This window comes from Formicincola oecophyllae (assembly GCF_006542395.2).
GTDB lineage: Bacteria > Pseudomonadota > Alphaproteobacteria > Acetobacterales > Acetobacteraceae > Formicincola > Formicincola oecophyllae.
In genome coordinates this window covers 659,590-671,388 of record NZ_CP038231.1, presented here as the reverse complement: position 1 = coordinate 671,388, position 11,799 = coordinate 659,590, and the positions used below count along the sequence as shown (strand labels likewise).

Genomic DNA, 11,799 nt, shown 5'->3' with positions numbered 1-11,799 from the left:
GGCGCCCCCAACATCATTCGTCAGGGCCGTCATAATCGCTAAAGCGGGTGAACTCGCCCTCGAACTTGAGCTTGATGGTGCCTGTGGGGCCATGGCGCTGCTTTTCCAGGATGAGGTCGGCCTGGTTGTGGACAAGTTCCATTTTGCGCTGCCACTCCTGCAGAGCATCAATGTATTTGCCGTTGTCTTCGAAATTGTTCTCTTTGGGTTGGCGCTGCTGGAGGTAATATTCATCGCGGTAGACGAACATCACAGCGTCAGCGTCTTGCTCAATGGAACCTGACTCGCGCAGGTCGGAAAGCATGGGGCGTTTGTCTTCGCGTGATTCAACCTGGCGGGAAAGCTGGGAAAGGGCGATGACGGGCACTTCCATCTCCTTGGCCAGCGCTTTGAGGCCCTGGGTGATCATGGAGATTTCCAGAACGCGGTTGTCGCTGCGCCCGCTGCCAGCCTTCATGAGCTGCAGATAGTCCACAACCACCAATGCCAGGCCCTTGGTGCGCTTTAGGCGGCGGCAGCGCGTGCGCATGGCCGCCATGGTGATGGCCGGCGTGTCGTCAATGTAAAGAGGCAAGCGCTGCAGCTCCCGCGAGACCCTGATGAAACGGTCAAATTCACGCGTGCCAACATCACCACGCCTGATGCGCTCCCCAGAGACCTCTGACTGCTCGGAGAGGATGCGGGTGGCCAATTGGGAGGCGGACATTTCCAGCGAGAAGATCGCCACCATGCCCTTGGGGTTGATGCGCCTGCCTTGGCGTTCTGATTCCTCCTCCGCTTCCCGCATCAGCGATTGGGCTGCAGAAAAGGCGATTTTGGTGGCTAAGGCTGTTTTGCCCATGGCAGGGCGCCCCGCCAGGATGAGAAGGTCTGAAGGGTGAAGGCCGCCAGTTTTGAGGTCGAAATCGCGCAACCCTGAGGACAGGCCCACAATGTCGCTTGTGCGCTTGAAAGCCAGTTCAGCCACTTCCAGAGCATCGGCAAGGGCGTTCTCAAAGGAGGTGAAGCCGCTGGCTTGTTGGTTGCGGTCAGAGGCCAGGTCGAATAGCTTTTGCTCAGCGGTCTCAATCTGGTTGGACCCGTTGAAGTCGCTGTCGGAACTGTAAGCGTCATTGACGACTGTCTCGCCAATTTCAATCAGCTGCCGGCGAACCCAGCAATCATGGATGACGATGCCGTACTCGCGGGCGTTGATGATGCCTACCATGGATTTCATCAAAGTCTTGAGGTAATCCAGCCCACCGACATTCTCCAGCACGTTGCTGTGTTCCAACTCCCCTTTGAGGGTGATGGCGTTGGCCAGGCCGCTTTTGGCGATGCGCCCGCCAATGATTTGGAAAAGCTGCTGGTGGGTGATGTCAGCGAAATGGTGCGGCTCCAGGAAGTCAGCCACATGCTCATAAGCGCGGTTGTTGGTCAGGATAGCACCCAGAAGCGCTTTTTCCGCATCCAGGTTGGCTGGCGGGCTGCGCAGCAGGAGTGCCTGCCCTGGGGCTTCTTCAGCGTGGGCTGTGGCCTGGTCAGTGGTGGTGGGGATGGTTGGCTCAGACATGTAAGGGGCACTTCTGCAGGCAGGGTCGGAAGGAAGGCGCACATCAACGTAAATTAAATGGAGATCGTGGAGGAGGGTGCAAAGCGCCCTTGGTTAAAGGGGAATGTACCCAAACGCAAAGCCATGGTGGCGTGCCGCCTAGGCGCTGATTCCATTGCGGCGGCCCACAACACAGGCCCTTGCAAGTCCCAATCCTCTCGTCAGGATCAGGTCACTTGGTCAGGCAGGCTGGGCGTCCAAGCGCAGGGCGATGGCAGCCAGGTAAAGGCTTCCACACAACACCACTAGCCCAGGTTGGCCAGATTGGGCCTGCGCGCGGATGTTCTTCAGCGCTTGGCGTATAGTGGGCGCCTGGCTGATAGTGGGCGGCGCTGCCGTGCCCGCCATGCTGGCCCAGGCCTTTTGGGCGGCGTCCACAATGGCTTCTGGCGCTTGGGCTTGGTGCTGCCCAGGTTCTGCCACAGCCTGCAGGGTGTTGGCCAAAGGCAGCAAGGGCTTGAAATAACCGCTGGCATCCTTAGTGTTTTTCAGCCCGCACACCAAGTGCACAGCCATGCCAGGCTGCCCTTCCTGCCGCAGGAGGGCGGCTAAGGCTTGCGCACCACCTTCATTGTGAGCCCCATCAACCATCAAGCGCCAGCCTTCAGGCAGGATGTGCGCAAGGCTGCCCTTCAGGATTTGGCCACGCGCAGGCCATTGGGCTTTGCCAAGCCCCCTCCAGCCTTGGGGCGTCACCCTGACCCCTGCTGCGCGCAACGCTGCTACGGCCACAGTGGCGTTCTGCACTTGGTGCGTTCCCTGCAGCGCTGGCTGGGGCAGTGAAAGCTTGAACCATTCAGCTTGTCCAGCGGTGGGGATGACTGCTGGCAAAGCCAGGCGGTCTTGGTACAACATGTGCCCTGCCTGCAGGATGGCTTTGAAATCCACCCCTTCGCGCCAAAGGCTGGTCCCCGCCTGGCGCGCAGCCTGGGCGATGGCCTGTGCTGCAGCCGGGCTTTGGGCAGCGCTAACAACAGGCACGCCCTTCCTAATGATGCCGGCCTTCTCAGCAGCGATCTGCGCAACGCTGTTCCCCAGAAAGTCCTGGTGGTCCAGGCTGATAGGCGTGATGACGCTGGCACGAACATCCCTGAGGAGGTTGGTGGCGTCCAGCCGTCCCCCCAGCCCCACTTCTACCAGGCACAGATCAGCTGGGTGACGGGCGAAAAGCATAAAGCCCGCAGCCGTCAGCAATTCAAACGGGGTCACGGGGGAACCTTTGCTGGCCTCCATGATTTCTGTCAGCGTAGCGTCCAGCTCCTTCTCGCCCACTTCATGGTTGCCCACCACAAAACGCTCCGTCAGGCGCAGCAAATGGGGGCTGGTCATGACATGGCAACGCAGGCCAGAACCCTCCACCATGGCGCGCATGAACGCTGTGGTGCTGCCTTTGCCATTGGTGCCAGCAACATGGATGGCCGGCGGCATGGCACGTTCAGGGTGGCCCAGTCGTGCCAAAAGGCTTTTCAGCCTCTCCAAGCCCAGGTCGATCACCTGGTGGTGGGAACGCCCTGCGCGTTCAAGAAGCTGGGTTGCCAAGGGGGAGCACCCCGGTTCGGAGGCAGGCGGCTGGTGGGGCGCCTTCATGCGCGTTTTTTCCGCTCCACCCGTGTTTGCTTACCTTTAGGTGATTTTGTGGCGTTGTCGTTGATGTCATGGCGCTGCGCAGTTGGTGTTGCCTCAGACGCAGGGCTGAGCATCCCAATAAGCTTGGCCAGCAGTCCTGGCAGTTGGGCGCGGGAAGCGATGGTGTCCACCATGCCATGTTCAAGCAGGTATTCACTGCGCTGGAAGCCTTCTGGCAGTTCTTCGCGCACGGTGTCTTTGATGACGCGCGGCCCGGCAAAAGCAATCAGGGCATTGGGCTCGGCGATGTGGATATCGCCCAGCATGGCGAAAGAAGCCGAAACACCCCCTGTGGTGGGGTTGGTCAACACAACGATGTAAGGCACGCCCGCCTCACGCAGCATCTGCACCCCAATGGTGGTGCGGGGCATTTGCATCAAGCTCACCACCCCTTCCTGCATGCGCGCCCCACCAGAAGCGCTGAACAAGACCAAGGGCGCCTTTTTGGTGATGGCAAGGCGGCAGGCAGCCAGGAAGCCTTCCCCCAGCGCTGCCCCCATGGTGCCCGCCATGAACTCAAACGCCATCACCGCTACCACGGCCTCCTGGCCGCCGATGGTCCCTGTGGCCACCGTCAGGGCCTCTTCAAGGCCGCTTTTGGCGCGTGCGGCTTTGAGGCGGTCAGGGTATTTCTTTGAATCACGGAAGGTTAGCGGGTCATGGGGCATTTCTGGCAGCGCTGCCACATCAAACGGGCCATTGTCGAAGGTCCATTTCAGCCTTTCCATGGCAAGGGCGCGCCCATGGTGGCCACAATGGGGGCAAACCTTGAGGTTGCGCTCAAAATCACGGACCAGCATCATCTGTGAACAGGAATCACAGTTGGTCCACAGGTTTTCAGGCACCTCTCGCTGCAGCAGGCCGCGCAGCTTGGGACGAACATATTTGGTTAGCCAGCTCATGAGATAACTCCTGTTCTGCTGCGTGGCGGCATAAGGCCATGAAGGCATGGCATTATAGAGGTTAAGGTGGCGTGCACAGGGTGCCTTCCTGCTTGTTGGTTCAAAGCAGCGCCGGCCTGGAAACATGACTTGAAGGGAGACGGTTTTAGCGCCCTTGCCTGCCCATGGCCAGCTTCCAGACTACACTGGCCCAGCCTGGAGCAGACAACAGCAGCCCAGCATGGGCCTGAAGGACCACTGCTGGTGGGTTGTCGATAGGCACTAAAACTCTTTGCAGTTCTGAAACAAGTGACTATGGTTGAAGTCCCTTGGTGGGTTGACTGGTAGCCAAGCAGGCGCGCAAGCGCTGCGCAGGTTCATTACCAGGCACCTGCCAGGCATGGCCATTTCCCGGCCCCTTCACCCTTACGGCTGTAAGTGCCTGTGCGTGCCCGCACTGCCCCAGAGGGGCTGCAACAATTGGCCAGCGCACAGTGCATGGCCGCAGCGGAGCCATCATGACAGATACGACAGAGAACAAGAAACTACCCCCGCAGTTCCCTGCCCAGTTTGAATCCATTGTTGACATCTTTCCGCCGCAGTACATCAAGCCGAGCTGGTTCATTGCCTCTGGCGCGTTGATGGTGGTGCTGGGCATTCTGGCCTGGGTCACCTCTTTTTGGCTGACGATGGGCAGCGTCATGATTCTGGGCGCGTTCATGCTTGTGGGCGGTGCCGTCCAACTCGTCCAAGGCTTTGGCCATGGTGGGCGTGGCATGCCGCGTTGGCTTAATGTGCTCACAGGCGCGTTGATCGCCATTGCAGGCGGGCTGATGTGCTGGCACCCCGTCCTGGGCGCTGACGTGGTGACGGCCTTCATCGCAGCCTTGTTGATTTTCGGCGGTTTGATGCGCTTTTGGTACGCTTTCAGCGTGCGTGGCATCCCAGGTTGGTGGTGGGGGCTGGTCAGCGGCCTCATCACTTTGGCCTTGGGTGTAGTGCTGTGGGCGTGGATGCCAACAGCTAGCCTGATTTTCATCGGCACGTTGATTTCAGTTGAACTGCTGTTCAGCGGCATTTCGGCCATTTTCCTGGGCTTGAACCTGCGCACCACCATGGAACAGTTCCAGGCCTATGCGCAGACGCACAACACTTCTGCCGCCGCGCCTAAAGCCCCAACCCCCAACGCCGCGCCAGGCAAGCCCAACGCTTCCTGACGCAGCTTAACACTGGTTGGTGGGCTGTGCCCTGGCTGGCTTTAAGCCACGGCGCACTCCCATCAAGTGCTTAAGGCGTGTTTAAGCAAGGCCCCCTCTACCGCAAAGTAGAGTGGGGCCTTTTTATAGCTCCTTTTTTGTAACTTGCTTGTAACTTGCAACGGGTGCTTCAGGCTTTGTTTGTGGTCGCGCGCACAGCCTGCGCCATGGCACGCACTGGCGCCAAGGCTGCCTCCACCGTGGCGGCTGTGGCGTTGCCGCGCTCGTCAAGTGTTGCGGCCATGGCCTTAATAAGGGCTGAAGCCGTGACTGCGCCATCGCTGAGGGTAGCAGCCGTGGCTGCTTGTTCTGGGGTGGCGATGCCAAACCCCGTCACCACAGGCAAGGGCGCGTTTTGGCGGATGCGCCTCATGGCCTGCGCAAGGTCGTCAGCGCTGGCGGCTGTAGTGCCTGTCACACCCTTGATGCTGACATAGTACAAGAACCCTGATGCCCCTTGGAGGATGGTTTCAAGCCGTTCTGGTGTTGTGGTTGGCGTGGCCAGGCGAATTAAGTCAAGGCCATGGGCACGGGCATGGGGCAGCACGAAGGGCGCTTCCTCAGGGGGCAGGTCAACCAGCAGCAGGCCATCAACGCCAGCTTGGGCTGCTTCCTGGCAGAAACGCTCCACCCCATAGCGGTCAACGGGGTTGAGGTAACCCATCATGACCACGGGCGTCTCCTGGTCGTGCTGGCGGAAATCACGCACCATGGCCAGCACCCCTGCCAGTGTGGCGCCGGCTTTCAAGGCACGCTTGGCGGCAGCCTGGATGGTGGGGCCGTCAGCGGCGGGGTCTGAAAAGGGCACGCCGACCTCAATGATGTCAGCGCCAGCTTCAGGCATAGCCTTCATCAAGGCCAGCGAGGTGGCGCGGTCTGGATCAAAAGCTTCCACATAAGGGATGAGGGCCCCGCGCCCCTCAGCCCGCAATTGGGCGAAGCGCTTGGCAAGGCGGGTGGGGCGGTGTGCTGTGCTTGGGGAATGAGCGTTCATGATGGCAGCCTTCAAAGCTTCACGCCAAGGCGTGCGGCAACTGTGGGCACGTCCTTGTCGCCCCGGCCAGAGATGTTGACAATGATGGTGGCCCCTTCAGGCAAGGTGGCAGCCAGTTTGAGGGCGTAAGCCAAGCCATGGGCGCTTTCCAGAGCTGGGATGATGCCTTCAAGGCGGGTTAGTTTCTGAAAGGCGTCAAGGGCTTCATCATCAGTGGCGGCAACGTAGTTTACCCGCCCCTTGTCGCGCAGCCATGAATGTTCGGGACCAATGCCTGGGTAATCCAACCCAGCGCTAATGGAGTGCGTGTCAGTGATTTGCCCGTCATCATCCTGTAGAAGGTAAGTGCGGTTGCCGTGAAGCACCCCTGGCGCACCGCGTTCAAGCGAAGCGGCGGTTCGGCCGGAATCAAGCCCCAGCCCTGCTGCCTCCACACCGTAAATGGCCACTGTTTGGTCATCAAGGAAGGGGTGGAACAGCCCCATGGCATTGGACCCACCGCCAATGGCCGCCACAATGGCGTCAGGCAGGCGACCTGTTTGCTGCTGAATTTGGTGGCGCGCCTCATGCCCCAGCACTGATTGGAAGTCACGCACCATGGCTGGGTAAGGGTGGGGGCCCGCTACGGTGCCCACCAGGAAATAGGTGTCATCTACATGTTCCACCCAGTCGCGCATGGCCTCGTTCATAGCGTCCTTCAATTGGCCGCCGCCAGCGGTCACCGCCTCCACCTCAGCGCCCAGGAGATGCATTCTGAATACGTTGGGTTTTTGGCGCTCAACATCAGTTTTGCCCATGAAGATTTTGCATGCCATGCCAAAAAGCGCGCAAACCGTGGCGGTGGCCACGCCATGCTGGCCAGCACCTGTTTCAGCCACGATGCGTTTCTTGCCCATGCGGCGCGCCAACAGGATCTGCCCCATGACGTTGTTGAGCTTGTGTGAACCTGTGTGGTTGAGGTCCTCACGCTTGAGGTAAAGGCTGGCCCCTTTGCCAGTGGGCGCCTGGTGGCGGATGGTCTCCGTCAAGCGGTCCGCACGCCACAGGGGGCTTGGCCTGCCCACATAGTTACGCAGGTGGCGGCGCAGTTCCGCATGGAAGGCCGGGTCGCGCCGCGCCTCAAGCCAGGCTTGTTCCAGATCCAGCATCAGCGGCATCAAGGTTTCAGCCACAAAGCGGCCGCCATAAGGGCCAAAATGGCCTTGGGCGTCAGGGCCGGCCCGCAGGCTGCCTGGGGCAAGGACATCCCCCCAAAAAGACACATGCTCCCCTTCACCATTATGATTATGGGGGTGGTTTGTGGGCAACGGGCCAGAAGGGAAAGGGTCTTGCACTTCTGAAGGGGGCAAAGGTTTTGTGGCGTTCATCAGTGGTGGGCCTTTTCATCAGGCGTGAGAGGAATGGAGAAGTCGCGCGTCAAGGCGCGTTCAATCAAGGCCGCCTGTTCGCTGGCGTGACGGCTGGCTAGGCCTGTGGCGGGGGAGGCACTGGCGCGACGCCCCACTAAGCGTGGCCGCAGTTGCTGGCCAGCATTTTTGAGGGAATGCTCATAGCGCCGGTCTACATAACGCCACGCCCCGCCGTTGCGTGGCTCCTCCTGGCACCAAAGGGCCGTTTCAAGTTTGGGGAAGCGTACCAACTCCGCTACCAGGGCATGGTGGGGGAAGGGGTAGAACTGTTCCAACCGCACCAGGGCGACATCGTTCAGGCCCAGTTCAGCCCTGCGGGCAGCTAGGTCGTAATAGACTTTGCCAGCGCACAGAATTAGGCGGCGCACCTTGCCCCTGGCGTCCTGCTGGCCTACCCCCTGGAAAAGGGGATCGGGTAAAATGGGTTGAAAACGCGTCTGCGGCCCCATTTCAGCCAGCAGGGAGCGTGCCTCAGGCCGGCGCAGCAGTGATTTGGGCGTGAAGATAACAGCGGGTTTTTTGCAGCGCCGCGCGATTTGTCGCCGCAGCAGGTGAAAGTAGTTAGCCGGGGTTGAAGGCATGCAAACGCGCATGTTGTTGTCTGCGCACAAAGCCAGGAATCGCTCAGGCCTGGCTGAGGAGTGCTCAGGCCCAGCCCCTTCCAAGCCATGCGGCAGAAGCAAGGTCAGGCTGGATGTGCGCAGCCATTTGGTCTCCCCAGAGGCCACGAACTGGTCAATCATTACTTGGGCGCCATTGGCGAAATCGCCAAATTGGGCCTCCCACATCACAAGGGCTTCAGGGTTGCCCAGCGAATAGCCATATTCAAAACCCATGACGCCATATTCAGAAAGGGGGGAATTCCACACCTCCACCTTGCCTTGGCGGCGGCTCAGCAAGTCAAGTGGGGTAACTTTGTGGCCATCGCGCTGGTCTGTCAGCACAGCGTGGCGCTGGCTGAAGGTGCCGCGGCCTGAATCCTGCCCTGAAAGACGTACCCTGTGGCCATCCAGCGCGATCGTGCCCAGGGCCAGTGTTTCAGCTGTGGCCCAGTCCACAGTACCTTCAGGGGCTTCCAAAGCTTGGCGGCGCGCTTTGAATTGACGTTCAATGCGGGGGTGGAGGGCAAACCCAGCGGGCACTTCCGTGCTACCAAGGCCCACTTCACGCAGGCGCGCCAAGGGGACGCCCGTCATGGGCTGGACACGCTCAGGACTGTCTTGGAGGCGCGTGGGGTCAAGGGGGGAAGCGTCAAGCCAATCTGTGCCGTCTGGTTGGTAAGTGTCAGCCTGGGCAAAAGCTTCCTCAAGCGCCTGGTCATCAGCACGGCGCAAGGCTTCCGCCTGGCCTGGTTCAATCAGGCCGCGCTTTTCTAGGTCCTCAGCGAAGCGGGCGCGCACCCCTGGATAGGCATTGATGGCCTCCACCATGCGGGGCTGGGTGAAGGCTGGCTCGTCAGTCTCATTGTGGCCATGCAAACGGTAGCAGAACAGGTTGATGACAATGTCGCGCCCAAAAGCTTGGCGCCACTCGTGGGCTAGGCTGGCAGCGCGCGCCACCGCTTCGGGGGCGGCGCCGTTCACATGCAGCACGGGGGCCTGCACAGTGCGTGCCACATCCGTGTTCCAGACGCCTGAATGCTGGTCTGTGGGATCTGTGGTGAAGGAAACTTGGTTGTTGAGGACGATGTGAACCGTGCCCCCCGTGCCGTAGCCACGCAGCCGGGAAAGCTGCAAGGTCTCGTAAACCACCCCCTGGCCAGCAAAGGCGCCGTCCCCATGCACAAGGACGCCCAGATGTTTGTTGCGCGCTTCGTCATGGGTGCGGTCCTGGTCAGCGCGCACACGCCCCATCACGACAGGATCCACGGCCTCCAGGTGGGAAGGGTTGGGCAGCAGCGCCAGGCGCATCTCATGGCTGGCCGCTTTGCCGTCTGCGCCTGGGGTGCGCACAGTGGCGGCGCAGCCCAGGTGGTATTTCACATCCCCTGCCGTATCGATTTCATCAGGACCGAATGCCTTGCCGGCGAATTCGCTGAAAATGGCCTCTGCTGGCTTGTGCAGGATATTGACCATCACATTAAGACGCCCCCTGTGGGACATGCCAAAGGACATGCTGTCCACACCATCGCGGCCAGCCTCGTCAACCAAGGTCTGCAGTGCCACCACGAGGCTTTCGCCCCCTTCCAGCCCAAAGCGGCGGGCGCCGGTGTAGCGTTGCTGGCAGAAGGCCTCAAAGATTTCAGCCTTGGTCAGCAGGGCCAGGATACGCCTAGGGTCTAGCCCTGGAGCAGAGCCAGTGTGCCGGGGCTGGCCCTCAAAACGGTCCTGCCACCATTGGCGTTCACGTGCGTCTTGCAGGTGCATGTATTCGACTGCCAGGGTGCCCGCGTAAAGCTGTTCAAGGCGCTGGGCCTCAGCCTGGTGGTGGGCTGGGGCGTTGCTTGGGGGGAAAAGCCCGGGCACATCAGGCCGTTCGCGCAGGCCAAGCGGGTCGAGGGTGGCGCGCAAATGGCCCCGCTGGCGCCAAGCCTCACGCAGGACGCCAAGGGCTTCATCGCGCCCATCATCCCCATGGGCAAGCTGCTGGGAAGGGTTCAGAAGCGGTGTTGGGCCCGCGTTGAGGGTGCTGAACAAACTGGCCAGCTCTGGGGCCACGCTTTCCGGTTTTTCCAGCCATGCCGACCATTTTTCCTCCAGCCAGGCGCCATTGCTGGCGCCGAGGGCTTCTAGGGCTGGGAAAAGTAGGTGGTCAGTTCGGTCGGAAGTCATGGAGGCTCTGCTTCATGTCGAATGGTGGAGAGGATGCTAGGCCTGTTCAGGCCAACCCAACAGCACCAGCCCAACGGCCAAGGCGCTTCTGGGCTGGTATATCCTTGGGAATCATAGCATGCCCTGGGGGGTTGGGGCAGGCATGGCTGACCGTCTTTGCTGAAATGGCCAGTTGGACTTCGTTACTTTGGTCAGGGTTGGGGGCAATCCTTTGTTAAGGACGCCCCATTAGAGCTATGATAAGCAGTCCTGGGGGTGAAATTCCCTTCATAATTGATTTGGCCCCACTACCAGTTCTTGTGGGCCGTGGCGGCCTCAGGCAGCATGGGCGCCATTTGCAGGCCATTGCCATGTCCTGCCCGCGTGGGAGGACCGCCATGACGAGCTTTCAGCAAGCACTATCAACACCAGGCAGGGCTGGTGAAGCCGCCCTTACCCCCCATTTCGCAGCAGTGCGCCAGGCGCACATCATGGCCTTGCCCACTCCCCACCTGGTCGTGCCTGATTTCTTGAGCCCCGAGCAGGTATTGGTGATCAATCGGGAAATGCCAACTATACCGGCGGGCGGCTCCTACCCTCCAGGCGCCCTTAAGCTGACCCCAACGTTGGAGCGCTTCCTGCAGGTACTTGAAGGGCCTGAGCTCAAGGCCATCATCGGTGATAAATTTGGCCTGGACGTGCACCAGGCCCCCACCATGCTGACCTTGCGCGGCCACACACGCCCCCAGGATGGGCGCATTCACCGTGACAGCCCCTGCAAGCGGGTGACCATCCTGCTTTACCTTAACCCACCTGAGCGCGAGTTCATGGATTCCAAAGGGTGCCTGCGCTTCCTCAATGGGGAGGGGGACATGGACAATTACGCCCGCGAGATTCTGCCAACTGGCGGTACGCTGGTGGTTTTTCCCAATGGCCCAGACAGCTGGCATGGTCATTTGCCCCATGTCGGCCCACGCCTTTCCATTCAGCTCAACTATATGACAGGCGACATCAAGGCGCGTTACGAAATTTTTCGCCATCATCTCTCAGCTGTGTGGAAACGCTTTAAGCGCTGAAACCAGCCAGGGTTTTTGAAGGCACTCTTTTTGAAGGGTGAATGGCGGATTTAAAGAAATGTCCTTGGCGCCTTGCTTGGCTTGGGTTGGTGGGGCATGGTTCATAACCTGTTCACAAAGGCCGCATGTCTTGAGCCGCCAAGCCATTCGCGGCGTTTTTGCGCCACATTGCCCTGTGCTGCCTGGCAACTTCCAAAGTGTGGCAAGGGCAGGTAG

Annotated in this window: 8 protein-coding genes; 2 read left to right on the top strand and 6 right to left on the bottom strand. The window is 60.3% G+C overall.

The genetic code is table 11. The features are described 5' to 3' along the window. Nucleotides 1-13: 13 nt before the first annotated feature. The 3 genes from E3E12_RS03020 to accD form a co-directional block, all read right to left on the bottom strand. Nucleotides 14-1,552, bottom strand: coding sequence for a replicative DNA helicase (locus E3E12_RS03020; RefSeq protein ID WP_141442985.1), 1,539 nt, complete (start codon nt 1,550-1,552; stop codon nt 14-16). Between the two features lie 219 nt (nt 1,553-1,771). After that, entirely contained in the window at nt 1,772-3,178 is a 1,407-nt protein-coding gene (locus tag E3E12_RS03015; protein WP_141442984.1) for a bifunctional folylpolyglutamate synthase/dihydrofolate synthase, read from the bottom strand. Further along, nucleotides 3,175-4,119, bottom strand: coding sequence for an acetyl-CoA carboxylase, carboxyltransferase subunit beta (gene accD / locus E3E12_RS03010; RefSeq protein ID WP_141442983.1), 945 nt, complete (start codon nt 4,117-4,119; stop codon nt 3,175-3,177). Before accD ends, E3E12_RS03015 begins: the two co-directional genes overlap by 4 nt. A 497-nt stretch (nt 4,120-4,616) precedes the next feature. Between accD and E3E12_RS03005 the strand changes: the two genes are divergently transcribed. Beyond that, nucleotides 4,617-5,315, top strand: a complete 699-nt coding sequence (locus tag E3E12_RS03005; RefSeq protein WP_141442982.1) for an HdeD family acid-resistance protein — start codon at nt 4,617-4,619, stop codon at nt 5,313-5,315. A 169-nt stretch (nt 5,316-5,484) separates the two neighbouring features. Here the strand turns inward: E3E12_RS03005 and trpA are convergent, their stop codons facing one another. From trpA to E3E12_RS02990, 3 genes are all read right to left on the bottom strand, one after another. Further along, entirely contained in the window at nt 5,485-6,348 is an 864-nt protein-coding gene (trpA, locus tag E3E12_RS03000) for a tryptophan synthase subunit alpha (protein WP_141442981.1), read from the bottom strand. Nucleotides 6,349-6,359: 11 nt separating this feature from the next. Next, on the bottom strand, nt 6,360-7,574 hold the full coding sequence (trpB, locus tag E3E12_RS02995) for a tryptophan synthase subunit beta (RefSeq protein ID WP_240810592.1): 1,215 nt from the start codon (nt 7,572-7,574) through the stop codon (nt 6,360-6,362). A gap of 140 nt (nt 7,575-7,714) precedes the next feature. After that, a complete protein-coding gene (locus tag E3E12_RS02990; protein ID WP_141442979.1) occupies nt 7,715-10,528 on the bottom strand; it encodes a 2-oxoglutarate dehydrogenase E1 component in 2,814 nt (937 codons plus the stop codon). Between the two features lie 377 nt (nt 10,529-10,905). On the opposite strand from E3E12_RS02990, the gene E3E12_RS02985 reads away from it, so the two are divergent. After that, entirely contained in the window at nt 10,906-11,583 is a 678-nt protein-coding gene (locus E3E12_RS02985; protein ID WP_141442978.1) for a 2OG-Fe(II) oxygenase family protein, read from the top strand. The last annotated feature ends 216 nt before the right edge of the window (nt 11,584-11,799 follow it).

What these genes read in the sequence shown, in the direction of transcription:
- E3E12_RS03015 (WP_141442984.1), bottom strand. Translation starts at nt 3,178, where the DNA reads ATGAAGGCGCCCCACCAGCCGCCTGCCTCCGAACCGGGGTGCTCCCCC.
- E3E12_RS02990 (WP_141442979.1), bottom strand. Translation starts at nt 10,528, where the DNA reads ATGACTTCCGACCGAACTGACCACCTACTTTTCCCAGCCCTAGAAGCC.
- E3E12_RS02985 (WP_141442978.1), top strand. Translation starts at nt 10,906, where the DNA reads ATGACGAGCTTTCAGCAAGCACTATCAACACCAGGCAGGGCTGGTGAA.
- accD (WP_141442983.1), bottom strand. Translation starts at nt 4,119, where the DNA reads ATGAGCTGGCTAACCAAATATGTTCGTCCCAAGCTGCGCGGCCTGCTG.
- trpA (WP_141442981.1), bottom strand. Translation starts at nt 6,348, where the DNA reads ATGAACGCTCATTCCCCAAGCACAGCACACCGCCCCACCCGCCTTGCC.
- E3E12_RS03005 (WP_141442982.1), top strand. Translation starts at nt 4,617, where the DNA reads ATGACAGATACGACAGAGAACAAGAAACTACCCCCGCAGTTCCCTGCC.
- E3E12_RS03020 (WP_141442985.1), bottom strand. Translation starts at nt 1,552, where the DNA reads ATGTCTGAGCCAACCATCCCCACCACCACTGACCAGGCCACAGCCCAC.